Below are 24815 nucleotides of genomic sequence, written 5' to 3'. Positions count from 1 at the left end.
CCACTGGACCGCGGGCTTCGTCGTCCGGTCGGTGTGTCTTCGTCCTCGCGCCGGGGACGTCCGGCGTTCCCGGCGGCGTACGGCGGGGCACTCGCCCGGCGCCGCGGACGGCTGTCGGCGCCGGGCGCGGGACGGGGTCAGTCCGCCGCCGCGACCCGTTCTTCCTCGGCCTCCGCCGGGCCGGCCGGTGCGCCGGCCCCGCCGTCCTCCGCGGCCTGTCCCGTCGGCGGTACGTGCCGCAGCAGGGCCGCCACCAGGACGGCCACGATCAGGAGAACACCGGCGCACACGGCGGCCACGGTGTTCAGTCCGCTGACGAAGGCCGCGCGCGCGGCCGCCGCCGTCTCCGCCCCGAGCCCGCCGGCGAGCCGTTCGGCCGCCGACAGGGCGGCCGTCAGGGTGTCGCGGGCGGCAGCCGCGACGTCCTCCGGAAGCCCGCGGGGCAGCTTGTCGGCGACCGCGCCGCGGTAGACCGCGATGGAGAGGGTACCGAGGGCCGCGATGCCGAAGGCGAAACCGAACTGGCCGCTCGTCTCGTTGATGGCCGCGGCCGATCCGGCCTTCTCCGGCGGCGCGGACCCGATGACCAGGCCGGCGCCGAGCGTGACCATCGGTCCGGCGCCGAGGAAGACCAGGGCGAAGCCGAGGATCAGCACCCAAGGATCGTCGTTCGCGTTCATGAAGGCCATCACGAGCAGGCCGGACACCGAGATCAGCAGGCCGCCGCCAATGACGTAGGCCGGCCGGATCCGCCGTGCCACCAGGGGGGACACGCCGAAGCTGATGGTGTTGGTGAGCACCGCGGGGAGCATCCACAGACCGGCCTGGAGCGGGGTGAGGCCGTGCGCGAGTTCCAGGTCCTGGGTGACGAAGAGCATGATGACGCCCGTCAGCATCGTGCCGAAGAGCATTCCGCCGAGCGCCGTACTGAAGGAGCGGTTCGCGAACAGCCGCAGGTCGAGGAGCGGATGGGTGAGCCGACGCTGCCGGCGTACGAAGAAGACGGCGACGACGAGCCCGAAGACGACGGCCGCGACCGGCCACGGCTTCCAGCCGTTGTTGGAGATCTCCTTCAGCCCGTAGATGACGGGAATGATGGCGGCCAGCGACTCGGCGACGCTCAGCGGGTCGAGACGTCCGGCGTCCGGGTTGCGGTACTCCGGCAGCAGGATCGGCCCGAGGACGAGCAGCAGCACCATCGCGGGCACGCCGAGCAGGAACACGGACCCCCACCAGAAGCTGTCCAGCATCGCGCCGCCGACGATCGGCCCGATGATGGCGCCCCCGGAGAAGCACATCATCCAGATGCCGATGGCCGTGCCGCGCTGCTTGGCGTCGGTGAACATCGTGCTGATCAACGACAGCGTCGACGGCGCCAGGGTCGCGCCGGCGATGCCGAGCAGCGCGCGGGCCGCGATCAGCATCGCCGGATTGACGGAGTACGCGGACACCAAGGAGGCCACGGTGAAGGCGGTGGCTCCGATGAGCAGCAGTTTCCGCCGCCCGATCCGGTCACCCAGCGTGCCCATGGTGATCAGGAACCCGGCGAGCATGAACCCGTAGATGTCCGTGATCCACAGCTGCTCGACGCCGTCGGCGTGCAGGGCGGTGCTGAGCTTCGGCAGCGCGAGGAGCATGACGAATACGTCGAGGGACACCAACAGGGTCGGCAGGGCCAGGACGGCAAGCCCGATCCATTCCTTGCGGCCCGCCTTCACGGGGGGCCCTCCGGCCGTGCTTTCCATTGCAGTTCCTTCCCGGTTGCGGCTGACGGGGGGCGCTGTGCGCTGCGCCCTTCGGAACTGGGTCGGAACCGTCCGCCCGGTTTCGACGTCCCGGCCCCGGGATGTGCCGGAGGACCCGCGCCCCTTCCTCAGTAGGTCACGACCGCCCGGAACCGGACGCTCCCCTTCTCCACCCGGTCGACGGCCTCGTTGATCCGCTCGGCCGGGAACGTCTCGACGACCGGCGCCACCTTCCCCGCGGCGGCGAGCCCGAGCGCCTCCGCGAGCAGGTGCGGCCCGTCGTGGCTCGCCCCGATCACCCGCTGCCGTCGGGCCCACAGGGGGACGTCGGGCCCGATCGTGAAGGAGCCGACGGGGTCGATCGTGGCGAGTACGAGCCGCCCGTCCACCCGCAGCCCCCGCAGCGCCTCCGAGGCGGCCCGGTACGAGGTGCCGGTGACCAGCACGACGTCCGCCCCGCCGAGGTCGCGCAGCGCGCTGCCGTCGCCGACGACGTGGTCGGCGCCCAGCCGGCGTGCCACATCGTGCTTGTCCGGGGAACGGGTGACCGCCACCGTCTCGAAACCGCCGGCCCGGGAGAACTGGAGGGCCAGATGCCCCAGGCCGCCGATCCCCAGGACCGCGAGACGCTCCGAGGGGGCCGGGGCCGCGGCGGCCAGGGCGCTCCACGCCGTGTACCCGGCGCACAGCATCGGGGCCGCTCGTACGTCGTCGACACCGTCCGGGATCAGCACCGTGCCCGCGGCGTCCGCCACCACGTACTCCGCGTGTCCGCCCGGTGCGGTCATACCGGTCAGGGCGGGCCGCTCGCAGGCCATGCCGGCGCGGCCGGAGAGCGGCACGCCCCGCCGGCAGGACGCGCACCGGCCGCAGGTGCCCTGGATCCAGGTCACGCCCACGCGGTCCCCGGGTCGTCTGCTGCCGGCTCCCGGTCCTGTCTCGACGACCTCGCCCACCGCCTCGTGGCCGATGACGGCCGGGCTCACCGCCGGGAAGTCGAAGACGCCCCGCGACAGCCAGACGTCGTTGTGGCAGAGCCCGCAGGCGCGCACCCTGACCAGGACCTGGCCCGGACCGGGCCGGGGGATCGGGACCTCGTCCAGTTCCCACGGGGCACCCGGATACGGGATGACCGCCGCTTTCATGGTCGCCTTCGTTCCGGTCGCCGCGCTCACCGGGACGCCGCCGGTGCGGGGGTGGCCGACAGCCGGACCGGGAGGCGCAGGACGCCGTTCATGATGAAGGTGACCTGCGGTTCGATCTCCTCGGGGGCGACGGCCGGCGTGAGGTCCGGGAAACGTTCGAACAGCGCCGACAGGGCGATGCGCGCCTCCATCCGGGCCAGGGGCATCCCGATGCAGCGGTGGATGCCGTGACCGAAGGAGAGATGGGTCCTCTCCTCGCGGGTGACGTCGAAGTCGTCGGCCGACGCGCCGTGGAGGGCCCGGTCGCGCCCCACCGCCGCGAAGTTGACGAGGACGGGGTCGCCCCGGGCGATGGTGACCCCGCCCAGTTCGATGTCCTCGGTGGCGAACCTGAACGGCAGATGGGCGACCGGCGCCTCGGCCCGCAGGGTCTCCTCGATCACGTCATCCCAGGTCACACGCCCCTGCCGGACGAGGCGCAGCTGCTCGCGGTCGGTGAGCAGCGCGCGCACCGCGTTCGCGATCAGGTTCATCACCGGCTCCGTCCCGGTGGCCAGCAGCAGGTGCAGCGTGCCGACCAGTTCGGAGTCGCTGAGCCGGGCCGCGTCGTCGCGCGCCGCGATCAGGTCGCTCGTCAGGTCGTCGCCGGGCGCGCACCGTTTCGATTCGACGAACTCCTGCATCTCCCGGTGCCACTGTTCGACGTTGGCCGCCGCGTCCGCCGCGTCCACCGTGGTGTCGACGTTCACCTCGCCGCCGCGGAGCAGGCGGGCCCGGTCGCCGGGGGCGACGCCGAACAGGTCACAGATGACGCGGGCCGGCAGGGGGTGGGCGAAGCGCTCCTTGAGGTCGATCACCTCGCCGGGGGCGGCGGCCAGCTCGTCCAGGAGCTCGGCCGTGGCCGTCTCGATGCCGGCGCGCATGGCTTCGACGCGCCGCGGGGTGAAGGCTTTGACGATCAGCTTGCGTAGGCGGTGGTGGTCGTCGCCGTGCGCGGTCGTCAGGTTGTCCATGAGGACCCACCCGATGAGGGGGAAGTCCGCCGCGACCTCGCCCTCGGCGAGCGGCGGCCAGTGCTTGCGGGGGTCCTTGGAGAAGCGGGGGTCGGCGAGGACGCGGCGGGCCTCCTCGTAGCCGGCCACCGACCAGGCGGCGAGGCGTCCTGGGAGTTCGATGCGGGTCACGGGTCCGCGCGCGCGGATCCGGGCGGCCTCGGCGTGGATGTCCCGACCGCTGCGGTCGATCACCACGGGGGCGCGGTCTTCCATGGGTGCCTCCTGACGGCGTGGGTGGGCGGACCGCTGGCGGCCGCGGTCAGATGTAGAGGGTGTTGGGGTTCAGGCCGGCCAGGATGCGTCCGTACAGTTCCAGGTTCGTGTTCGGGTGGATGATCGCGTGGCGGCTCATCGTCCGCATGTCACGCTCGATCCGCTGGATGGGGACGTCCGTGTAGACGGACGAGCCGCCGCTCGCCGAGCTGAGGACGTCGACCGCCTCCTGCGAACGCCGGCACACCGCGCCGAGGTCGAGGCGTACCCGCGCGCGCTCCTCCAGCGTCCATGCCTCGCCCGCCGCCGCCTTGGAGTCGAGCAGATCGGCGGCACGGAACGCGTGGAACGCGGCCTCGTCGGTCCGCAGGGCCGCCTCGGCGAGTTGCAGATGCGTCAGCGGTGCCTCGCGCTGGTTCTCGTAGTCCGTGTAGCTGATCTTCCGCCCGGGCAGCCGCTCCATGAAGACCTCCCGCGCGGCCTTCGCCATGCCGAGGGCCGGGGCGCCCACCGTCGCGCACGCGGTGGGCATGAACGGCGCACGCCACAAGGGGCGGTCGGAGTTTCGCTCCGAAGCGTGCCGGCCGGCGAGCACGGGGCCCATGTGCAGTACCCGGGCGTCCGGGACGAAGACGTCCTCGGCCACGGTGGAGACGCTCCCCGACCCGCGCAGCCCGCTGGTGTGCCAGTCGTCGACGACGGTGAGGTCGGCGAGCGGAACCGCCACCATGACCGGCTGCGGCTGCCGGTCCCCGTCGAACAGCACCGCCGCGCAGGTGTTCCACGCGCTGTGCCCGGCGCCGCTGTTGAACGCCCACCGGCCGTTGAGTACGACGCCGCCCTCCGCCGGGACGGCCTGCACGGTGGGGCTCAGAATTCCGCTGACCCGGACGTCCGGGTCGGCGAAGATCTCGTCCTGCACCTCGTCCGGGAACAGGCCGGCCATCCAGGTGCTGATGGCATAGACCGCCGTGGTCCAGGCAACGGAGGCGTCCCCGCGGGCGAGTTCGGAGAGCACCTCGACCATCGTCCGCATGTCCGACTCGAAACCGCCGTACCGACGCGGTACACGCATACGCAGCAGACCGGATTCGCGCAGGGCGCCCAGCACGTCGTCGTGCATCCTGCGGTTCTCCTCCATCCACACCGCATGGCTCCGTAGCCGCGGGACCAGCTCCGTCGCGCGATTCACGAGTTCCGCACCGGAGGGGACAGCAGTGAGAGTCATCGGACACTCCAAGGAAATAGTCGCGTCGATCGGGACAAGCCGCGGCCCGTCACCACGGTGTCCTCAGCCGTCGACAACAGTGCTGTCGCCGTCTCGCAAAAGCATCTCCGGAATTGCGGCACCCGGCCGGTGTCCTGGGGTGGCCGGGGCGCAATTCGGGAGATGCCCCGGCACTTCGGCCCGTGCGAGTCTTCCGTTCGTCGAATTACCGGGGAAAGGAAGAGAAAATGGCCACCGAAACCACGGAACAGACCATGGAGCAGGCCCTCGCGGTACCCGGGCGCATCGTCGCCGCATGGCGGGAGAACGACGGCGAGGCGTTTGCGGACGTGTTCGCCGAGGACGCCACCCTCGTCCTCCCCGGAACGTTCCTGGCAGGCCGCCGGGCCATCCGCTCGTTCATGACCGAGGCGTTCGCCGGCCCCTTCAAGGGCACCCGGGTGACCGGCGATCCGGTCGACGTGCGGGCGCTGGGCGCCGATGTCGCCGTACTGACGACCCGGGGCGGCGTCATCCCGCCCGGCGCCACCGGGCTGCCGGCGGAGAACGCCATCCACGCCACCTGGGTCCTGGTGCGGAGCGCCGGTGACTGGCTCATCGCCGCGTACCAGAACACTCCGGCCGTCACCGCACGGTCCTGACCCGGCCGGCGGAGGGTGCCCAAGTGACGGAGCAACGTACCGGTACGCGTGCCGTCGTACTCGGCGCGAGCATGGCGGGCCTGCTGGCGGCGCGGGTCCTCACCGAGCGGTTCGGCGAGGTCGTGGTCGTGGACCGGGACACGGTCCTCGGGGTGGACGGCCCCCGCCGGGGCGTGCCCCACGGACGCCACGCGCACGGGCTGGTCGCCCGCGGCCAGCAGGTACTTGAGGAGCTGTTCCCCGGACTCACCGCGGAGCTGCGCGCCGCCGGCGCCGAGCCGGGGGACTTCAACGGTGACATCCGCTGGTACTTCAACGGCCGGCGGCTGCGGCCCGGCCGGTCCGGACTCGTCTCGGTGCCGGCCACCCGTCCCGTCCTGGAGTCGCATGTGCGCGGCCGGGTGCAGGCGCTGCCCAACGTGCTCTTCCGCGAGCACACCGACATCGTCGGGCTGTCGGTCTCCCCGGACCGGCGCCGCGTCCTCGGCGCCCGGGTCCAGTCCCGCGGCCGCACCGCGCCCGAGGAGATCGACGCCGACCTGGTGGTCGACACCACGGGACGGGGTTCACGGACGCCCGCGTGGCTCGGCGAACTGGGCTACCGGCGGCCCGACGAGGACCGCGTGAAGATCGACCTGGCGTACACGACGGCCCACTTCAAGCTGCGCGGCGACCCGCTGGGGCCCGATGCCGCGATCATCCCGGTCGCCACCCCGGCCCATCCGCGCGGTGCGCTGCTCTACCGTGTGCCGGGGCGGGCGGACTGCGTCGAACTGTCGCTCACCGGCGTACTCGGTGATCATCCGCCGACCGATCCCGACGGTTTCCTGCGGTACGCGGCGACCCTCCCGGTTCCGGACATCCACCGCGCGGTGCGGGACGCCGAACCGCTCGACGAGCCGGTGATGTTCCGGTTCCCGATGAGCGTCCGCCGCCGTTACGAGCGGCTGCCGCGTTTCCCGGAGCGGTTCCTGGTCATGGGCGACGCCGTGTGCAGCTTCAACCCGGTCTACGGGCAGGGCATGAGCGTCGCCGCCCAAGAGGCTCTGGTGCTGCGCCGCCACATCGCGGCGGGCTCCGTTCCCGACGCCCGGGCGTACTTCCGGGACCTCGCGCGCGCCGTGGACGGGCCCTGGGAATTCTCGGCGGGCGCGGACCTCGGTTACGCGGGCGTCGAGGGCCGCCGGACGGCGAAGGTCAGGTTCGCCAACGCCTATGTCGCGCGGCTCCAGGACGCCGCCGCCCACGACGCGGTGCTGGCCAACTCCTTCATGCGCGTCGCGGGGCTGGTGGACGCGCCGGCCACCCTCATGAGTCCGCCCCGGGCGCTTCGCGTGCTGCGCCACAGCCTGCGCCGCGGGCAGCGGCCGGACTCCGGTTCCCGGCACGCGGCCGCGGCGGGCCCGGCGGCCGCCGGTGCCACCCCCGACACTCCCGAATCGTGACGACCACCGGAACCGGAAAGGCTTTCGCATGCGCCCCTTCCGTATCGCCGTGCCACAGGCCGACATCGACGACCTCCACCGGCGGCTCGACGCGACCCGGTGGCCCGACGAGGTGCCGGGCACCGGCTGGCACCGCGGAGTGCCGCTCTCCTACCTGCGCGAACTGGCCCGGTACTGGCGGACCGGCTTCGACTGGCGCGCCGCCGAGGCGCGCCTGAACCGGTATCCGCAGTACCTGACGGGAATCGACGGCGCCACCGTCCACTTCCTGCACGTCCGCTCCCCGGAACCGGATGCCCTGCCCCTGATCGTCACGCACGGCTGGCCCGGCTCGGTCGCCGAGTTCCTGCGGGTGACCGGTCCCCTCACCGATCCCCGACGCCACGGCGGGCGCCCGGAGGACGCCTTCCACCTCGTCATCCCCTCGCTCCCGGGCTACGGCTTCTCGGGGCGGATACGCACGACGGGGTGGGACGTGCGCCGGGTGGCGAAGGCGTGGGCGGAACTCATGGAGCGCCTCGGATACCCGCGGTACGTGGCGCAGGGCGGCGACTGGGGGATGCCCGTCTCACTGGAGCTCGGGCTGGCCGCCCCGGAGCGGGTCGCCGGGGTGCACGTCAACATGTTCGCGGCGTTCCCCCCGGCCGACGCCTGCCTCGACGACCTGGACGCCCGCGACCGCTCGCGACTGGAATTCGCCGCGCACTTCGAACAGGACGGGGCCGGCTGGCGCAAGATCCAGTCGACGCGTCCGCAGACCCTGGCCTACGCGCTGACGGACTCGCCGGCCGGACAGCTCGCGTGGATCACGGAGAAGTTCAGGGAGTGGTCGGCCGCGAAGGACTTCCCCGAGGAGGCGATCGACCGCGACACCCTGCTGACCAACGTCTCCATCTACTGGTTCACCGCCACCGCGGGGTCCAGCGCCCAGCTGTACTACGAGTCGAACCGGCTCGACGCGGACTTCCTGCGGACCTGGGGCGGGCCGTGGCCGCTGTCCGCGCCCGTGGGGGTGGCGATGTTCCCGCAGGACGCGGTCCGGCCGGTACGGCGCTTCGCCGAGGCGGCCCTGCCGACGCTGACGCACTGGACGGAGTACGAACGGGGAGGTCACTTCGCGGCACTCGAACAGCCCGAGTCCCTGGTTTCCGACGTACGCGCCTTCGCCCGCACGCTTCGCTGACCGGCCCCCGCACTCCCGGCCGGTCCTCCCCCCGGCCGGGTCTCCCTCCTCACGGGCCGAACCCGAAGACCGCCCCGCAACCGCTGGTTGCGGGGCCGCTTTCGCGTTCTTCCAGCTGTTTCCGGGTCATTTCACGTAAGGACGGTTCGGCGGCTTCGGCCGCTTCGGGCTGATGAGAGCGTCACACCACTCCGCCGGCAGGGCCCGGGGCTTCCGGCTCCGGTGGCCCGTCGCCGGCGATGGCGGCGTCCCGCGGCCGCTTCTCGCGCTTCGCGCCGTGCACCAGGTCGCGCCCCGCACGCCCCAGTTCGTCGAAGGAGTCGAGGTCCGGGACCGTCCAGCCGTCCAGGCCGTACTCGTCCAGACATGTGTCGACGAGCCCCTTGAATTCGTCGAGCCGTCCGTCCGCCGCGTGCTTGAGGAGTACTTCGATCCGTACGTTCTCGTGGTTGCCCGCGTAGTTGCGCTCGTAGAGTTCATGGCGCCCGCCGAACTCGGTTCCGACGGCGTCCCACAACAGCTTCATCAGTTTGACCCGCTCGACGGCGTCCACCCCGTCCGATCCCCGGATGAACCGGTCCAGGTAAGGGCGGATCTCCGGGTTGGCGAAATCGTGGGCGGACGAGTTGAGGTAGATGAGGCCGCTGGCGACGTCCTGCAGCGCGATCTCCCGGATTCGGGGATAGCCGATCTGCATGAACCACCGGTAGGCCATCCCGTACCGCGGGTTCGGCAGCAGCGCCCCGTTCTTCCACGGCACCGGATTGCGCGCCGCCGCGTCGGAGAGCCCCCAGAACAGGTCGCGCCAGGCCAGGACCTCGCCCAGCCGGCTCTGCACACCGCGGAAATCACTGCTGCCCGTGGTGTCCAGGGCCTTGGCCAGCAGCCCCGCCATGAAATCGAGTTTGACCGCCAGCCGGGTGCAGCCGTGAAAGGTGAACCGCTCGATGAACCCGGATTCCCCGGAGAACCGCCTGATCTTCTCCGCTTCCCCGTAGACGAACACGTTCTCCCAGGGGATGAGCACCTTGTCCAGGACCAGGATCGCGTCATTCTCGTCCAGCCGGGACGACAGCGGATAGTCGAACGGGCTGCCCGCGAGCGCGGCGGTGGAGCCGTACGAGGGCCGGCAGATGAGTTTCACCCCGGACGCGCTCATGGGCACCGTCGCCACCAGGGCGAAGTTCCTCTTCTTGATCGGCAGGCCGTAATGGGCGATGAAGTTGTAGTGCGCCAGCGCGGACCCCGTCGCGACCGCTTTGGCGCCACTGACGACGAGGCCCGCTTCGGTTTCCCGCTCGGCGTGGATGAACACGTCCTCGACCTGGTCCGGGGGCAGGCTCCGGTCCACCGGCGGATGAACGATCGCGTGATTCCAGTACAGCACCCGTTCCTGCGACTCGGCGTACCAGCGCCGGGCGTTGTCGGCGAACGGCCCGTAATAGTCGGCGTTGGCTCCCAACGTCCCCAGGAAGGACGCCTTGTAGTCGGGGCTGCGGCCCATCCACCCGTATCCCATACGCGCCCACGCCGCGATCGCCCGCTGGTCCCGCACAAGGTCGTCGACGCTGCGGGACACGGTGAAGAATTTGTGCGTGTATCCGTCGCTGCCGGTGTCGGTCCGCGTGACGAGTTCGTCGCGACGTTCCGGATCGTGCAACGCGTCGTACAGCCGGGCGGTCATCCGGGCCGGATTGCGGAAGGCCGGATGCGCCGTCACATCGTCGACGCGGTCGCCGTAGATATAGATCTCGCGAGGGTCGTCCCGCAGGCTGTCCAGATACTCCTCACCGGTCATCGGGCGCGTGCTGCGGCGTTCCGCCATGCGGCACTCTCCTCACTTCCGTGCGTCGCGGGTTCGAACGCCCAGAATCCCACCGGCGCCCCGCCGGTTACTTCTTCGAGAATGCGCTGATCCGGTCCGAAGGAAATGGGCAAGGACGAAGATGCCGCCGGGCTGCCGGGCGGCCGACGATGGCCGCCGGGCAGCGGAGAACACAGGAAGGCTCTTTCATGACGTCCGAGCGGATCATTACGGTATGGGTGCCCCACTACCCGGTCATACCCGACCATGCCCAGGAAATACAGGAGAAGGGAAACAGGTTTCGCGCCGCCCACCCCGGTTACCGGGTCGAGGTGCGTTCGGTCGACTGGCTCTCCTTTCCCGGTGAGGTGCACCGCGCCGCGCTGCGCGGCGATCCGCCCGTACTGGCGCAGTTCTTCTACACCTCGGCCCAGGAGGCACTGGACACACGGACGGCGTCCGGCGAGCCGCTGTTCACCCCGGTCGGTCCGGCGATCGGCGGCCGCGACGAGATACTCGGCGAGAAGGTCGTCCTCGACGACCTCGCGCCGGCGGCCGTCCGCTACTACACACGGGGCGGTGCGCTCCTCGCGATGCCGTCGCTGGTCTCGACGACGCTCATGTACGCCAACACCACCCTGCTGGCCGCCGCCGGCGTCAGCGAGGTGCCGCGGACCTGGGCGGAACTCCGGGCGGCGTGCCAGGCGGTCGCGTCGCACGGCGGTCCGGCGATCTCCTGGCCGAATCACGGCTGGATGTTCCAGCAGGCCCTCGCGCAGCAGGGCGGCCTGCTGGCCAACCACGACAACGGGCGTTCCGCCCGCGCCGACGCCGTCGATCTCGTCTCGGACGAGCTGATGGCGTACGTGGACTGGTGGAAGGCGCTGCACCGCGACGGGCACTACCTGTATCTGCACCACGGCCGGGCCGTCGACTGGGACGCCAACTTCCGGGCGTTCGCCGAGCAGCGCGTGGCGTTCACCATGACGACCTCCGTGGAGGCGGAGCGCATGGTCCAGGCCGGCCGCGAGGGGGGCTTCTCGGTACGCGCGTGCCGGCTCCCCCACAACGGCGGGACCGGGTACGCGGGCAACGTGATCGGCGGTGACGCCCTGTGGCTGGCCGGCGGGCTCGACGACGCCACGCGCGACGGCGCGCTCGCCTTCCTGCAGTACCTCCACCGTCCGGGGGCGGCGGCGGAGCGGCACCGGCGGACCCGCTTCATCCCCGTCACCGGCGCTTCCCACCGGCTGCTCGACGCCGACGGGTGGTTCGACCGCAACCCGCATCTGCGGGTCGCGGTGGACCAGTTGGCGGCCTCGGGCGACTCGCCGGCGGCGCGGGGGGCGCTGCTCGGGGAGTTCGCCGGAATCCAGGAGTGCATGACCGACGCGATGCACGAGGTGCTCGTGGACGATGCCGCGCCCACCACGGCCTTCCGGGCGGCGACCGCCCGCGCGCAGCGGGCCCTCGACCACTACACCGCCTACTGCGAGGGGCGCACCGGCCGCGGTCCGGTCTCCGTCGGATGACACGGCGAAAGGGGGCCGCCGGCTTCGGCCGACGGCCCCCTCGACGCCTCTTCACGGGTCGTCAGGCGGCCACCCGGCCGGGGGCGGACTTCGTGGCCGCGAACAGTTCGGGGGCCACGTCCTCGGCCATGGCCGTCGCCGACTGCCAGGCGATGTCGTGTGCCGTGCCGACGCCGCCGCAGAGCAGCAGGAACCGGGTCAGACCGGCGGACAGCAGCGCGTCCAGCTTTTCCCGCACCGTGTCGGCCGATCCGACGAGCGCGAACGGATTCTTGACGAAGAAGTCGACCGGCGCCTCGCGCACCGCGGTGATGCCCATGCGTTCCCGTGCCTCGGGCGAGTCCAGCGGGCTTTCGCCGGGCGCGGCGCCGGCCATCCGGGCGAGGTGGCCCGCCGCCGTCTCGACGTGGGAGAGGAAGCCGCTGCGCACGATTTCGGCGGCTTCCCGGTCGGTGTCCGCGACGACGGTGAAACAGCTCGCCATGACATTGGCCATCGACAGATCGTGCCCGTTTTCCCGGCCGATCTCGATGTACCGCCGCAGGCGCGGGACCATCTCCTCCACACCGACCGTGGTCAGCCCGCCGGCGGACGGGTTGATGTTCAGCCCGGTGAAGGTCCCCAGGCCGCGGCGTGCCGCGGTGGCGAACGACTCGTCCGAGCCCGCCGCGGCCCACAGCGGCACCCGCTTCTGCACCGGACGGGGCCACACCGTGACCTTGGCGACCGGCACGTCCGGCAGGAAGGTCGCCGACGACGTCGTCAGGTCGGCCCGCTCCACCGGGTGGTCGACCGTGTTGAGGCAGCCGTCGACGAGGCCGACCGCGCGGGCCTGCGCGGTGCGGTCGCCGATGCGGCCGAGACCGACCTCCAGCCGTCCGCCGGAGAGCACGTCGACCATGGCGAGCTGCTCGGCGAGTTCCATCGGGTGGTGCAGGAGGGGGAGGTTCGCGCCCGAGACGATACGAGCCGTGGTCGTCCGCGCGGCGAGCGCGGCGAGGATGATGGCCGGGTGCGGGCAGGGCGACGAAGGGCCGAAGTGTTCCGGCATGCTGACGCCGGCGTAACCGAGCCGCTCCGCCTCGGCACAGTGGCCGAGATAGCTCTCGTAGAGCCGGGCCCCGAGCGCGGGGTCCCATTCCTCCGGTATGCGCGAGCCCGGTGGCGCATATGTGAGGTTGTCCCAATAGACGAACTTGACGATTTCCGGGTCGTCGCCAATCGCACTCATGCGGCTGTTACTCCTCAATTCGCGGGAACAGTTCTCGCCGTATTCACGGGTAAGGTACGCGCGCGGAAACCGCTGGCTCATCTTCCGAATTGCCCGGACCGGGCCGCGGAACATCTCGACGCCGTACTGCCCGGCGTCCCTCACCTCGGCCGGACCTGCGGGGCGTCCGGATTCCGGACCACCTCCCGCAGGACCCGTGTGTAGTCCCGGGCCGCGTCGGCGATGGTGCTCTCGTCGAAGAGGTTGCTGTTGTACTGGACGGCCGCGACCACGTCTCCGGCCGGATCGAGGTTCAGCGTCCACAGCGCCCCGTTGGGCACGTCGGACCCGAGGGACTGCGACCGCAGCCGCCGGCGCACCTCGGAGAATTCGACGTCGCCCACCTTCTCGCCGTCCAGCAGGTGCGGGAACGGGAAGACCTGGAACACCCACGCCGCGCGCCCGTCCTCCAGCGTCCGGTCCATGAGGCCGTCGGCCACCCCGGCCACCCGCGTGAACGGGGTGTCGTGCGCGTACGCCGACAGGCAGGTCCGCCGGACCCGCTCCACGACGGCCCGGAAGCTGTCGCAGCCGCTCAGATCGGTGCGCACCGGGAGGTAGTTGAAGAACAGGCCGACCGTGCCGAGGAAGTCCTCGTCCGCACGTCCGGGCGAGAACGTCGGGACGACGAGGTCGGTGCGGCCCTCCCGCCGGTGAAGAAACACCGTGAAGGCCGCCATGAGCACCATGAACGGGGTGCAGCGGTGGGCTCTCGCCAGGTCGAGCGCCGGTGCCACCACGTCGGCGGCGATGGCGAACCGGTGGATCGCGGTGGACTCCGGCAGTCCGGCGGACTTGAGGTGGTCGACGGGGACCGAGAGGGCCGACGCGCCGCGCAGGTTCTCGCGCCAGAACTCCAGTGCGCGCCGCGCGTCCGGCCCCGTCGCGTCCGCGCGTTGCCGGGCGGCGAACTCGCGGTACTGGCGCACCGGTCGCGGGAGCGTGCCGAGTCCCCGGCGCGCCGCGTAGCACGCGGCGAGGTCCCGTACGACGATGCGCACCGACCAGCCGTCCGCCGCCGTGTGGTGGACGGCCAGCACGAGCAGGGCGTCCTCGTCGTCGAACCGGGCCAGGACCGCCCGCAGCAGCGGTGTCCGCCGGGCGCTGACCGCGCCGGACTCCGCCTCGATCAGCAGGTCCTCCACGGCCCGCGCGCGCTCGGCCGCCCCGAGTCCGGGCAGGTGCCGTTCCTCCAGTGCGGGTGGCGACGGAGCGAGTACCCGCTGGCCCGGCGGGTCTTCGTCGCGGGCGATGACGGTGCGCAGGGCCTCGTGGCGCGTGACGACGTCCAGCAGAGCCGTCCGGAGCGCCTCCCCGTCCAGCGCCCCCCGCAGTCGCCAGCCGTGGACGATGTGGAACCGCGGGCCGAACGGTCCCTCCTGGTCCCCGCGGTCGAAACCGCAGAGGAATTCCTGATTGAAGGAGAGCGGGACATTCACGAGCGTCCTCTCCGGGACCGTCCGCGGTCCCCGTTCCTGGAAAACTCAGCCGCCGGGTGACGTTAGCGAGGTGACCGACCGGCCGTTACTTCCACCGTGCCGGCTTTCCGGGCGGCCACCGCAAGGTGCGAGATGCCCGTGTGCGCGGGCCCTCGGGAGGCTGGTTCCGTCCGTTCGCCACGAGCCCGAAGGAGCCGCCCATGGACACGGAATCAGCCGTCGGCACCGCCCCGTCACCGCCGGAACCGGATGTCGGCCCGGACGCGTTCGTCGCCCGGGCCAGGGCTCTCGCACCGAAGCTGGTCGAACGGCAGGCGGACACCGAGCGGCGCACGTTCTACGCGCCGGACATCCACGAGGAATTCCGCCGCGCCGGGTTCTACCGCATTCTGGTTCCGCGCAGGTTCGGCGGCCATCAGTCGGGCGTCGAGACATTTCTCCGCGTCACGATGGAACTGGCCCGCGCCTGCCCGTCCACCGGGTGGATGTACTGTCTCGGGGCGACCCACGCGCTGCCCGCCGCCTCCCTGTTCGACGCCGCGGCACAGGCCGAGATATTCGCCGGCGGCGATTTCATCTGCCCGGCCACCATCACGCCCGGTGGCTCGGCGGAGCGCCTCGGCGACGGCCACTGGAGGATCAGCGGAACGTGGCGGTACTGCTCCGGTTCGCCGTACGCCACCCACTTCATGGCCCATGTCATGGTGCCGGACGGGGACGGTGGCCAGGCCCCGATGCTGTTCATCGCCCCGCGTGACCGGTGGCGCAGGCTCGACGACTGGGGGCGGCAACTCGGCCTGAGAGGCAGCGGATCGCACGGCATCACCCTGCGCGGCGCCCGTATACCGGACCGTTTCACCCTGCCCGGCACCCACCTGAGCGAGGCGGACGCGTCCTCGGCACCCGGCCGGTACCTGCACGGCGATCCCCAGTACGGGGGCGCGCAGTTCGGTTTCATGCTGCTCGAAGTCGCCGCGCTGGCCGTGGGCATGGCCCGCGGGGCCCTTGACGCCTACGCGGATCTGATGCGGACGCGCCCGGTCGTGCTGACGCCCTCGGTGCGCCGCGCCGACGATCCGGACCACCAGCTCTGGTACGGCGAGGCGGCGGGGATGGTCACGACCGCCGAGGCGGCGGTGCTGAACGCCGTTCAGCAGTGGAGCGGGCTGTGCGCCCGGCCGCCCGCCGACTTCACCCGGGCCCGGGACCTGGCCATCGCGGCGATCTGCCGGGAGGCCATCCGGCTGTGCTGGAGCGCGGTCGAAGGCCGGCTGTTCCCGACGGCCGGGTCCAGCGCGGTCCGGCACGGGGAGCGTATCGAACGGGTCTGGCGCGACCTGTCCACCCTTCACAGTCACGCGGGGGTCGGCGTCCTCCTGGCGGCCGTGACCCCCAGGGAACTGGCGCGGGCCCTCGTCAACGGGCCCGCGGAGGGACCGTCATGAGCGGCGGAACGGGTGGTGCCGCTCCCCCGCTCCCCCGCCCGGGGAGCGACGCGTACGCGGCGGCGGTCCGGGCCTTCAACCTGGCCGCACCGCTCCGCCCGGACGCGGCGGTCGTCGTACGGTCGGTGGACGACATCCGGCTCGCTCTGGGCCGCGCCGAGGCCGAGGGGCTGCGCCCGCGTGTCCACACCACGGGGCACGCGGCAGGGTCGGCCGGCTCCATGGCGGGCGCGCTCCTCCTCCGGGTGGCCCCCCTCGGCCGCGTCGAGGTCGATCCCCTCCGGCGTACCGCCCGCATCCCCGCAGGCACCCCGTGGTCGGCAGTCGTGGCGGCGGCGGCCGCCCACCAACTCGCGGTCGCGCACGGCTCGTCACCGACCGTGGGCGCGGTGGGCTACCTGCTGCGCGGCGGGGTGAGCTTCTACGGGCGGTCCACCGGCCTCGCCTCCAACCGGGTCAGCGCCATCGAACTGGTCACCGCGGACGGGCGGCTCCGGCACACCGGCCCGGACTCCGATCCGGAGCTGCTCCGGGCGCTACGCGGGGGTGGCGGCGGCTTCGGGGTCGTGACGTCCGTGGAGATCGAGCTGCTGCCGGTCCGCCGCCTCGTCGCCGGGACGGCGTTCTGGCCCGCCGAGTGCGCCGGGCAGCTCCTCGACACCTGGCTGCGCTGGTGCCGGACCGCCCCGCCGGAGGCGACGACCTCGCTGCGCGTCATGAACCTGCCGCCCGTACCGGGCATTCCCCCGTCGCTCACCGAAGGGCCCGTACTCGGGGTGGACGGGGTGGTCATCGCGCCGGACGACGACCTCGGCCGCGCCCACCGCGTCGCCGCCGGTCTGCTCGGTCCGCTGCGCGCCGTCGCGGACCCGCTCCTGGACACCTGGTCGGACAGCACACCGGAGGCGGTGCCCGCCGTGCACATGGATCCGGTCGATCCCGTGCCGGTGCACGGGGACCACATGCTGCTGGCCGATCCGGGGCCCGCCGGGGCCGAGGCGTTCCTGCGCGTGGCGGGAGCGGGCTCCGGGTCACCCCTGGTCAGCGCCGAACTCCGGCAGCTGGGCGCCGCCTTGGGGCGGCCGGACGCGCATGGCGGCGTCCTCGATCACCTGGACGCGTCGTTCGCCTACATCGGCGCGGGCATCGCGGACAGCCCCGCGGCGCGGGACTCCGTCGCCGCGCACCACCGCCGTGTCCGCACCGCACTCCGCCCCTGGGACACCGGGCGCACGGCGCCCACCTTCGTCGAGACCGCGGAACAGCCGCAGCGCCACCTGGAGCCGGCGCAGGTCCACGAGATGGACCGCGTCCGGGCACGCGTCGACCCGGACGGCGTGTTCCGGCGCGATGTCATGCGCGGGACATCGGCACGCTGACGGCTGCGGATCGTTTCCGGCGGGTACGGACCGGGCCCGCCGGGCCTCCGCGCGGGCCGGCGGGCCGAGACGCGGGCCCGGCGGGCCGAGACGCGGGCCCGGCGGGCCGAGGCGCGTGCCGGGCGGCCGGAGGCCGGTGCGTCCCCGGCAGTCGGGGAACGGCCCGCACCGGAAGGGGCGGGCGCGGCGCCCCTCACCGGACCGCTGCCGCACAAGACCGCGGGGGTGCCCGCGAAGTCCCGCCCGTCGGACGGCTCCCTTCGTGGGCACCCCCTGAGAACGCCGGCCCCGCTCAGTCGCGTGCGCGCCGCGCGAACTGGCCGGGCTCGCGGCCCGGTCCCGCCGACCCGCGGTACGCCTGAGCGACGTCCAGCCACTGGTCCGCCGCCGGGCCCGACGCGCTGAGCGTGAGGTCGTCGCGGTGGCGGCGGCGCGTGGCCAGCAGACAGAGGTCGACCGCGGGCCCCGAGACGCACGCGTCCGCCTCCGGCTCCCCGAACACCCACTCGGCTCCGGACGGCCCGGTCACCTCGAAGCGCAGGCCCCGCCCCGGCACCGGCAGATCCCGCGACCGGTATCCGAAGTCCCAGGTCAGTGCCACGAAACCGGCGACGTGCCGGATCCGGTCCGTCCGTTCAGGGGCCGTACCGCGGGCGTCGGCGATGTCCTGGCCGTGGGCGAACAGCTCCATCATCCCGGCCGCGGCGAGGACGCCGACCGGTATCGGCCGTACCAGCCAGGGGACGATCTGCCGGGGCGGCAAGGCGGACAGCGCCCGTTCCGTCGCCGCGCGCTGCGCGCGCCACTGGTCGAGCAGCTTCGCGTTGCCGTTGCCCAGGTACGGCAGCAGGCCCGCTTGGACGGCGTCGTCGAAGGAGCCCTTCAGGCCGCCGATGACGGCCTCGAACGCCCGCGGTGCCGCCGCGGCCTTCTCCGCCAGCGAGAAGACCATCGTCAGGTGCGCGATCTGGTGCGCGACGGTCCATCCGGGAGCCGGGGTCCCGGCCTCCCACTGGGAGTCGTCCAGCCCGTCGACCAGATCGTCGACGCACGCCCCCTCCAGGACCAGGTCGTCGAACACGTCACGTTGCGGCTCCATGGCGTTTCCTTCCGGTCGGATGCGCTTCCTCCCGTCAGTCTGCTGGCCCGCCCCGCCCGCCACTTCTCCCGCCATGCTGTCCTCCGGCGCACCGGCCGCCGCTGCGCAACCGGGGAGAAGCGGACCCCGACGCGCAGCCGCACGATGAACCAGCCACCGACACACAGGGGAGGACACATGGCGAGGGCCCTGCGATCGCTGCGCCGGACGCTGTTCGCGCCGCCGCTCGACGAGGTCTCCTTCGCTCGGCGCGGCTTCCCGCCGCTGCCCGCGAACAGTCCCGCCGACGCCCTGCAGGCCGTACCCCGCGCCGTCGTCTGCGGTTTCGAGTGGGCCATGGAAGCCGGCGGCCTGCCGGAGCTGACCCACCGTCTGGAGCTGGTCGACGCCGAGCAGCGTGGCTTCGCCTACGAGGGAGCCACCATGGCGTGCACGGTGCTGGACACGGCCCGGCCGGGCCACGGCAGCCGCACCCACGAGCTGCTCCAGGGCCCCGGCCGGCCCCACGTGCTGCTCGCCTACATCGGCATGGGTTTCGCCATGGCCAGGCTGCCGAGAGTGCTGTGGAGGAAGGTGCTCCCCGACCTGCCCGGTCAGCCCTGGCACCCCGTCATGAGCTGGCTAGCGGTGGACGGTTACGGATTCGACCTGGCCTACTTCCACACCCGGCGCTGGGTCGACGAGCAGCGCGTCCCGCCCACGTACCCGTGGCTGGGCGCGCCCGGCTACTTCCCGCGCGCCGTCGACCAGGGCATCGGCCGCGCCCTCTGGTTCATCCACGGCGCCCGCCCCGAACAGGTCGGCACCGCCGTCCGCGCCTTCGCCGCGCGGCGGCGGCCGGACCTGTGGAGCGGGGTCGGACTCGCCGCGGCCTTCGCGGGCGGCTGCGGTGCCGACACCTTCGAGACGCTGCTGCGGGTCGCCGGGGAGCACCGGGCGGAGTTGGGCCAGGGGGCGGTCTTCGCCGTCCGCGCCCGTGACCTGGCCGGCTTCGTGCCGCCGCACACCACCGTCGCGGCCCGGGTCCTGACGGGGCTCTCGGTGGCGGGCGCGGTCGGCCTCGCCGACTCGTGCGCGGTACGGGGTCCCGTCGCCGGGCCGGTCCCCGCCTACGAGCACTGGCGGCGCGCGATCCGCGCCCGCCTCACGCCGGGCGCTCCCGGCCCGGCGGACCGGCGGGCCGAGGGCCCGTGAGCCCGCACCGACGACCGATGGTCCCCGGGGCAGGCCCGGGGACGGCCCACGAAGATTGGGGACGCACATGCCGAGCGCACTGGGCCGACTGCGACGCAGGCTGCTGACGCCGAGCGTCTCTCAGACCCTGCTGGAGACCCGCGGCTTCCACCGCAAGTCGCCCGACGCCCAGCGGCTGCTGGAGACCGTCGGGGCGCGCTTCCTGGAAGGCTACGGGCACGCCGTCGCCGCGAGCACCGCCGACGAGGCCGAACGCGGTCTGGAGGCGGTCCCCGAGCGGTTCCGCGGCTTCGCCTACGAGGGCGCGGGCATGGGCGCGGCGATGCGCGACGCCCTGCCCGGCCTGGGCCGCGGCCACGTGGACCGGCTGCTCGCCGGGCGGGGCGCCGACCACCAGTACATGATCTACGTCGGTATCGGCTGGTCCATGGGCCGGCTGCCGCGCCGCCGGTGGGCCGACGTGGATGCCCTGGACCCGCTGCTGCGCTGGCTGGTGCTGGACGGATACGGCTTCCACCAGGCGTACTTCCGCACCGAACGCTACGTGCGCCGGCAGTACCGCGACCCCCGCATCCCCTGGCCCGCGCACGACCACCCGGACTACACCGGGAACGCCATCGACCAGGGCATCGGCCGTGCGCTGTGGTTCGTCTGCGGGACCGACCCCGACCTGGTCGCCATCACCATCGAGAAGTTCCCCGCGTCCCGCCACGCCGACCTCTACGGCGGCGTGGGGCTCGCCGCGACCTACGCGGGCGGGTGCGACGGCACCGAGCTGGCGGTTCTGCGGGACCGGGCCGGTGAGCACCGCGGCGCCCTCGCCCAGGGCAGCGCCTTCGCCGCGGAGGCCCGGCTGCGGGCCGGCCTGGACGTGCCGCACACCGCGCCGGCCACCCGGGTGTTCTGCGGAAGGGAACCCGAAGAGGCCGCCGCCGTGACGCGGGAGGTCCGCCCGGAGGGAGCGGCGACCGGGCCGCTGCCGGCGTACGAGGAGTGGCGTGGCGCCGTCGCCGAACGGATCACCGGCAGCGGGACGGGGCCCCGGTGACCGGGACGCCGCGTACGGCGCGGCGCGGCTACGCCTCCCCGCCGCTGCGCGCCCTGCCCTCCCTGCTGCGGCAGCTGGCCGGCGACCGGCTCGCGATGATGCGCGCCGCCGCCGGATACGGCGACGCGGTGCGCATCCCGCTCGGCCCGAAGACGATGTACGTCTTCAACCACCCCGACCACGCCAAGCACGTACTCACCGACAACGCCGCCAACTACCGCAAGGGCATCGGTCTGGCCCAGGCCAGACGCGCCCTCGGCGACGGCCTGCTCACCAGTGAGGGCGTGCGGTGGTGGCGCCAGCGCAAGGTGGTGCAGCCCGCGTTCCACCACGGCCGGATCGCCCGGCAGGCTCCCGTGGTGGCCGAGGAGGCGGCCGGGCTGGTCGCCCGGCTGCGTGCGCGCGCGGGCCGCGGCCCGGTGAACCTGACGCGGGAGCTGACCGGCCTGACGCTCGGCGTACTCGGCCGCTCCCTGCTCGACAGCGACCTCGGGGCGTTCTCGGACCTCGGCCACGCCTTCGAAGTGGTGCAGGACCAGGCCATGTTCGAGATGGTCACGATGGGTGCGGTGCCGATGTGGTTCCCGCTCCCCGGGCAGCTCCGGTTCCGGCGGGCCCGGGCCCGCCTGCAGCAGGTCGCCGCGCAACTGGCGCGGGACCGCACCGCGCGCGGCGGGATCGCGGAGGGCGACGACGCGCTGTCCCGGCTGGTCGCGTCGGTGCGCGAGGAGGTCCACCCGCCGGCCGGGGAGCGGCGGCTGCGGGACGAGTTGACCACCCTGCTGCTGGCCGGGCACGAAACCACCGCCTCGACGCTGGGCTGGACCTGCTACCTGATCGACCGGCACCCGGAGGTACGGGAGCGGCTGCGCGGCGAGGCGCTGGACGTGCTCGGTGAGCACCGGCTGCCGGAGTACGGGGACCTCGTGCGGCTGCGGTTCACGGCGCTGGCCGTCGAGGAGGCGATGCGGCTGTACCCGCCGGTGTGGATCCTGCCGAGGCAGGCTCTGGCGGACGACGAGGTCTGCGGTCACCGGGTACCGGCCGGGGCCGACGTGCTGATCTGTCCGTACACCCTGCACCGTCATCCGGGGTTCTGGGAGGCACCGGAGCAGTTCCTGCCGGAGCGGTTCGAGCCCGAGCACCGGACCGGTCGCCCGCGCTACGCCCACCTTCCTTTCGGCGCCGGGCCCCGCGTGTGCGTGGGCAGCAGTCTCGGCATGATGGAGGCGGTGTTCACCGTGGCGCTGCTCTGCCGTGAACTGCGCCTGGAGAAGCTGCCGGGCTACCAGGTGCGGCCGGAGCCCAAGCTCTCGCTCGGCATCCGTGGCGGGCTGCCGGTGACGGTGCACCGCGTGCGGTGACCCGGTAGCGACCGGTGTGGCGTACCGCCCTGTTCACCGGCGCGCAACCGGAGTTCCCGGATCACGTCGCCCGGAGCGCCGCAGACGCACGTCCTGAAGACGTACGCCCACCCTTGTGCCGACGGCAGCAACACCGGAGATGCCCGGCTCCGTCCGGGAGCCGGATGATTTACCCGATTTCCAGCTCTTTCCTGACCGTGCGGCCGACGCAGGTGACGGCAGGCGGGCTTGCCGGTGCCGCGCGACCGCGGGACGGCCACGCCCTGGCAGCCTCCCGGGCCGCGGACCACCGATGAACACGAATGACCAGTCCAGTCCTCGATGTGAAAGGCAGGACAGCCATGAGAGCCCCCCGGCCGGACAGCACCGCGCACCGGTCTCTCACCCTCGAAGCGTTCGCCGACACCATCGTCCCGGGCGAGCGACGTTCTCCCGACGACCGCGCCGTCGCCGGTGCCGCGCCCGGGCCCGGCGCCGTCGCGGCCGGCGCCCTCGCGCTCCTCGAAACTCCCGCCACCGGGATCGCCGACTCCCTCGACGAGTACGCCCGCCTCCTCGACGAGCACGCCGAGGCCCATGCCGCCCGGCACGCCCTGCCCCCCGACCCCACCGTGCCCCCGTTCGTCGCCCTCCCGTTCAGCGACCGCACCGCACTCGTCACCGCGCTCGTCGCCCCCGGCCACCCGGAGCGCGAACTGTGGGTGCTGCTGGCCCTGTTCAGCAACATGGCCTTCGACACCGGGGCCCACCTGCACACCACCGACGCGCTCGAAGCCGGGCACCCGGGGCTCAAGGCCATGGGCTTCGCCGACCCGGACAGCGACGGCCTGTGGAGGTTCCCCGCCTTCTCCTACGGCCGCCCCCTGGCCCGCGTCCACCCCGACACCGCACCCTCCGGGAGCCCGGCATGAGCACCTCGACCAGCGAGCGCACCGACGTCCTCGTCGTGGGCAGCGGATTCGGCGGCGCGATCGCCGCCTACCACCTCGCCGCGGGCGGGGCGAAGGTGACGATCCTGGAGCGCGGTCCCTGGCTGGAGTCGCAGGACTTTGAGCACGACTTCCTCCTCGGCTCCTCCTACACCCGGATATTCGACTTCGTCGTCGGCGACGGCATGAGCCTGCTCGGCGGCAACTGCGTCGGCGGCGGCAGCGTGGTCTACTTCGCCGCCATGCCCCGCGCCCCACGGTTCGTCTTCCGGCGCACCGGCTCGATCGGCCGCCGCATGTGGCCCGCCGCCATCGACCGGGACTCCCTGGACCCGTGGTACGACGTGGTCAGCGACGCCCTGCCCGTCACCACCCAGGACTGGGGCGACGTCAGCTACGCCGGCGGCCTGTTCGCCGCGGCCTGCGACCGCGCCGGCCGTACCGCCAACCCCGTCCCCACCGCCGTCGACAACACCAAGTGCACCAACTGCAACTGGATGATGGCCGGCTGCCGATTCGACGCCAAGCGCTCCCTGCTCCTGAACTACCTGCCGGCCGCCCGTGCGTACGGCGCCGAGATCCGCCCGCTGCACGAGGTGCAGAAGCTCACCCGTACCGACGACGGCGGCTACCGCGTCCACTACTCCACCATCGACGACACCGACTACCGCGTGCACACCGGCAGCGGCACCATGGACGCCAAGATCGTGGTCATGGCCGCGGGCGCCGGGGCGACACCGGTGATCCTGCAGCGCTCCGCGGCCGGTCTCGGCACCCTGCCGCACGCCGTCGGCCGTTACTTCTCCGGCAACGGCGAACGCCTCAACACCGCGGTCGTCGACGAGGACAAGGCCCGTGAGCTGCTCGGCCTGGACCGCGGGGACGGCACCGCCTACCTCGCCAACCAGATCGGCAAAGGCCCCGTCGTCGCCAGTTGGGACAACCTCGACGCGAGCCTTCCGGAGCACTCGCGCTTCTCGCTGGAACAGCTGTACTTCCCACCCGGTTTCGGCACCATCCTCGCCCAGGTTCCCGGCGTGTCGCGCCCCACCTGGTTCGGCGCCGAGAAGAAGGACCTCATCAGCCGGTGGCGCTCCTGGCTGACGGTCTTCACCATGGTCGAGGACGACAACGAGGGCGTCTTCGGGCCGCCACCGCCCACCGGCAACGCCACCCGCATCTCCCAGCAGATGCTCGGCCGCGGCCCCATTCAGTACCGGCCCAGCGCCAACACCCTGCGGGGCTGGACGGAGTCGGACGCGGCGGTCAAGGACATCCTGGAGCGCGACGGCCTCTCCCGCGTGCTGCCGTGGACCAACGACGTCGTCGGTGCCTACACCGTCCACCCCCTCGCCTCCTGCCGCATCGGTGACGATCCGCACACCTCGGCGCTGGACGACCGCCATGAACTCCGCGGCCACCCGGGGATTTTCGTCACCGACGGATCGGCCGTCCCCGGCGCGCTCACCGTGAACCCCGCGCTCACCATCTCCGCCCTCGCCGAGCGCGCCGTCCCCGGCATCGTCGAGGCGGCCCGGGAGCGCGGCGTGGCCGTCACCTACGGCGCGCCGACACCGGACGGTGACGGCTCGGCACACCGCGGCACCCGCCGCCAGCTCCCCTACCTGACGCGTGGTTGAGAACGTCCCGCCTCTCG

General features: G+C 72.8%; 19 protein-coding genes. 11 read left to right on the top strand and 8 right to left on the bottom strand.

The features are described 5' to 3' along the window. Positions 1-137: 137 nt before the first annotated feature. The 4 genes from ACFV57_RS25145 to ACFV57_RS25130 form a co-directional block, all read right to left on the bottom strand. The gene (locus tag ACFV57_RS25145; RefSeq protein WP_385236489.1) at positions 138-1745 is read right to left on the bottom strand and encodes an MFS transporter; all 1608 of its coding nucleotides are present in this window, start codon (positions 1743-1745) and stop codon (positions 138-140) included. Positions 1746-1873: 128 nt separating this feature from the next. Further along, entirely contained in the window at positions 1874-2890 is a 1017-nt protein-coding gene (locus ACFV57_RS25140) for an alcohol dehydrogenase catalytic domain-containing protein (protein ID WP_385236486.1), read from the bottom strand. A gap of 26 nt (positions 2891-2916) precedes the next feature. After that, positions 2917-4158, bottom strand: coding sequence for a cytochrome P450 (locus tag ACFV57_RS25135; RefSeq protein ID WP_385236483.1), 1242 nt, complete (start codon positions 4156-4158; stop codon positions 2917-2919). A gap of 46 nt (positions 4159-4204) precedes the next feature. After that, positions 4205-5386, bottom strand: a complete 1182-nt coding sequence (locus ACFV57_RS25130) for an acyl-CoA dehydrogenase family protein (protein WP_385236480.1) — start codon at positions 5384-5386, stop codon at positions 4205-4207. Positions 5387-5613: 227 nt separating this feature from the next. Here ACFV57_RS25130 and ACFV57_RS25125 point away from each other — a divergent pair, with 227 nt between their 5' ends. The 3 genes from ACFV57_RS25125 to ACFV57_RS25115 are packed head-to-tail and all read left to right on the top strand — an operon-like array spanning position 5614 to position 8655. Continuing rightward, positions 5614-6027: an SgcJ/EcaC family oxidoreductase gene (locus ACFV57_RS25125; RefSeq protein ID WP_385236477.1), complete on the top strand. Its 414-nt coding sequence runs from the start codon at positions 5614-5616 to the stop codon at positions 6025-6027. A gap of 23 nt (positions 6028-6050) precedes the next feature. Then, positions 6051-7472: an FAD-dependent oxidoreductase gene (locus ACFV57_RS25120; RefSeq protein WP_385236474.1), complete on the top strand. Its 1422-nt coding sequence runs from the start codon at positions 6051-6053 to the stop codon at positions 7470-7472. A gap of 28 nt (positions 7473-7500) precedes the next feature. Continuing rightward, the gene (locus tag ACFV57_RS25115) at positions 7501-8655 is read left to right on the top strand and encodes an epoxide hydrolase family protein (RefSeq protein WP_385236471.1); all 1155 of its coding nucleotides are present in this window, start codon (positions 7501-7503) and stop codon (positions 8653-8655) included. A 181-nt stretch (positions 8656-8836) separates the two neighbouring features. On the opposite strand, the gene ACFV57_RS25110 is transcribed toward ACFV57_RS25115, so the two are convergent. Further along, a complete protein-coding gene (locus ACFV57_RS25110) occupies positions 8837-10480 on the bottom strand; it encodes a 4-hydroxyphenylacetate 3-hydroxylase N-terminal domain-containing protein (protein WP_385236468.1) in 1644 nt (547 codons plus the stop codon). Positions 10481-10668: 188 nt separating this feature from the next. Between ACFV57_RS25110 and ACFV57_RS25105 the strand changes: the two genes are divergently transcribed. Continuing rightward, the gene (locus tag ACFV57_RS25105; protein ID WP_385236465.1) at positions 10669-11991 is read left to right on the top strand and encodes an extracellular solute-binding protein; all 1323 of its coding nucleotides are present in this window, start codon (positions 10669-10671) and stop codon (positions 11989-11991) included. Between the two features lie 61 nt (positions 11992-12052). Here the strand turns inward: ACFV57_RS25105 and ACFV57_RS25100 are convergent, their stop codons facing one another. Both ACFV57_RS25100 and ACFV57_RS25095 read right to left on the bottom strand, forming a co-directional pair. Further along, on the bottom strand, positions 12053-13222 hold the full coding sequence (locus ACFV57_RS25100) for an LLM class flavin-dependent oxidoreductase (RefSeq protein ID WP_385236462.1): 1170 nt from the start codon (positions 13220-13222) through the stop codon (positions 12053-12055). A 140-nt stretch (positions 13223-13362) separates the two neighbouring features. Then, positions 13363-14700 (bottom strand): condensation domain-containing protein, encoded by a 1338-nt coding sequence (locus ACFV57_RS25095; RefSeq protein WP_385236459.1) that lies wholly within the window; start codon positions 14698-14700, stop codon positions 13363-13365. 200 nt (positions 14701-14900) lie between these two features. Between ACFV57_RS25095 and ACFV57_RS25090 the strand changes: the two genes are divergently transcribed. Together ACFV57_RS25090 and ACFV57_RS25085 are read left to right on the top strand one after the other, a co-directional pair. Further along, a complete protein-coding gene (locus ACFV57_RS25090; protein WP_385236456.1) occupies positions 14901-16145 on the top strand; it encodes an acyl-CoA dehydrogenase family protein in 1245 nt (414 codons plus the stop codon). Beyond that, on the top strand, positions 16142-17524 hold the full coding sequence (locus tag ACFV57_RS25085) for an FAD-binding protein (protein WP_385236453.1): 1383 nt from the start codon (positions 16142-16144) through the stop codon (positions 17522-17524). The genes ACFV57_RS25090 and ACFV57_RS25085 overlap by 4 nt, the downstream gene beginning before the upstream one ends. Before the next feature lie 292 nt (positions 17525-17816). On the opposite strand, the gene ACFV57_RS25080 is transcribed toward ACFV57_RS25085, so the two are convergent. Continuing rightward, the gene (locus tag ACFV57_RS25080; protein ID WP_385236450.1) at positions 17817-18623 is read right to left on the bottom strand and encodes a TIGR03084 family metal-binding protein; all 807 of its coding nucleotides are present in this window, start codon (positions 18621-18623) and stop codon (positions 17817-17819) included. Positions 18624-18800: 177 nt separating this feature from the next. Between ACFV57_RS25080 and ACFV57_RS25075 the strand changes: the two genes are divergently transcribed. From ACFV57_RS25075 to ACFV57_RS25055, 5 genes are all read left to right on the top strand, one after another. Continuing rightward, the gene (locus ACFV57_RS25075) at positions 18801-19817 is read left to right on the top strand and encodes a DUF1702 family protein (RefSeq protein WP_385236447.1); all 1017 of its coding nucleotides are present in this window, start codon (positions 18801-18803) and stop codon (positions 19815-19817) included. Between the two features lie 67 nt (positions 19818-19884). Continuing rightward, complete coding sequence (locus ACFV57_RS25070; RefSeq protein WP_385236444.1) at positions 19885-20865, top strand: DUF1702 family protein; 981 nt, start codon at positions 19885-19887, stop codon at positions 20863-20865. 95 nt (positions 20866-20960) lie between these two features. After that, complete coding sequence (locus ACFV57_RS25065) at positions 20961-22229, top strand: cytochrome P450 (RefSeq protein WP_385236492.1); 1269 nt, start codon at positions 20961-20963, stop codon at positions 22227-22229. Positions 22230-22570: 341 nt separating this feature from the next. Further along, on the top strand, positions 22571-23140 hold the full coding sequence (locus tag ACFV57_RS25060) for a DUF5987 family protein (RefSeq protein WP_385236442.1): 570 nt from the start codon (positions 22571-22573) through the stop codon (positions 23138-23140). Continuing rightward, positions 23137-24798: an FAD-dependent oxidoreductase gene (locus tag ACFV57_RS25055; protein ID WP_385236439.1), complete on the top strand. Its 1662-nt coding sequence runs from the start codon at positions 23137-23139 to the stop codon at positions 24796-24798. The genes ACFV57_RS25060 and ACFV57_RS25055 overlap by 4 nt, the downstream gene beginning before the upstream one ends. Positions 24799-24815 lie beyond the last annotated feature (17 nt).

The sequence above is a fragment of the Streptomyces sp. NPDC059788 genome (genome assembly GCF_042732265.1).
Lineage (GTDB): Bacteria > Actinomycetota > Actinomycetes > Streptomycetales > Streptomycetaceae > Streptomyces.
Note: the sequence above shows the minus strand (reverse complement) of the source record. Positions and strands in the feature narration are given on the sequence as shown.

What these genes read in the sequence shown, in the direction of transcription:
- ACFV57_RS25135 (WP_385236483.1), bottom strand. Translation starts at nt 4,158, where the DNA reads ATGGAAGACCGCGCCCCCGTGGTGATCGACCGCAGCGGTCGGGACATC.
- ACFV57_RS25070 (WP_385236444.1), top strand. Translation starts at nt 19,885, where the DNA reads ATGCCGAGCGCACTGGGCCGACTGCGACGCAGGCTGCTGACGCCGAGC.
- ACFV57_RS25090 (WP_385236456.1), top strand. Translation starts at nt 14,901, where the DNA reads ATGGACACGGAATCAGCCGTCGGCACCGCCCCGTCACCGCCGGAACCG.
- ACFV57_RS25085 (WP_385236453.1), top strand. Translation starts at nt 16,142, where the DNA reads ATGAGCGGCGGAACGGGTGGTGCCGCTCCCCCGCTCCCCCGCCCGGGG.
- ACFV57_RS25100 (WP_385236462.1), bottom strand. Translation starts at nt 13,222, where the DNA reads ATGAGTGCGATTGGCGACGACCCGGAAATCGTCAAGTTCGTCTATTGG.
- ACFV57_RS25060 (WP_385236442.1), top strand. Translation starts at nt 22,571, where the DNA reads ATGAGAGCCCCCCGGCCGGACAGCACCGCGCACCGGTCTCTCACCCTC.
- ACFV57_RS25130 (WP_385236480.1), bottom strand. Translation starts at nt 5,386, where the DNA reads ATGACTCTCACTGCTGTCCCCTCCGGTGCGGAACTCGTGAATCGCGCG.
- ACFV57_RS25055 (WP_385236439.1), top strand. Translation starts at nt 23,137, where the DNA reads ATGAGCACCTCGACCAGCGAGCGCACCGACGTCCTCGTCGTGGGCAGC.
- ACFV57_RS25145 (WP_385236489.1), bottom strand. Translation starts at nt 1,745, where the DNA reads ATGGAAAGCACGGCCGGAGGGCCCCCCGTGAAGGCGGGCCGCAAGGAA.
- ACFV57_RS25140 (WP_385236486.1), bottom strand. Translation starts at nt 2,890, where the DNA reads ATGAAAGCGGCGGTCATCCCGTATCCGGGTGCCCCGTGGGAACTGGAC.
- ACFV57_RS25065 (WP_385236492.1), top strand. Translation starts at nt 20,961, where the DNA reads ATGATGCGCGCCGCCGCCGGATACGGCGACGCGGTGCGCATCCCGCTC.
- ACFV57_RS25125 (WP_385236477.1), top strand. Translation starts at nt 5,614, where the DNA reads ATGGCCACCGAAACCACGGAACAGACCATGGAGCAGGCCCTCGCGGTA.
- ACFV57_RS25115 (WP_385236471.1), top strand. Translation starts at nt 7,501, where the DNA reads ATGCGCCCCTTCCGTATCGCCGTGCCACAGGCCGACATCGACGACCTC.
- ACFV57_RS25105 (WP_385236465.1), top strand. Translation starts at nt 10,669, where the DNA reads ATGACGTCCGAGCGGATCATTACGGTATGGGTGCCCCACTACCCGGTC.
- ACFV57_RS25110 (WP_385236468.1), bottom strand. Translation starts at nt 10,480, where the DNA reads ATGGCGGAACGCCGCAGCACGCGCCCGATGACCGGTGAGGAGTATCTG.
- ACFV57_RS25080 (WP_385236450.1), bottom strand. Translation starts at nt 18,623, where the DNA reads ATGGAGCCGCAACGTGACGTGTTCGACGACCTGGTCCTGGAGGGGGCG.
- ACFV57_RS25075 (WP_385236447.1), top strand. Translation starts at nt 18,801, where the DNA reads ATGGCGAGGGCCCTGCGATCGCTGCGCCGGACGCTGTTCGCGCCGCCG.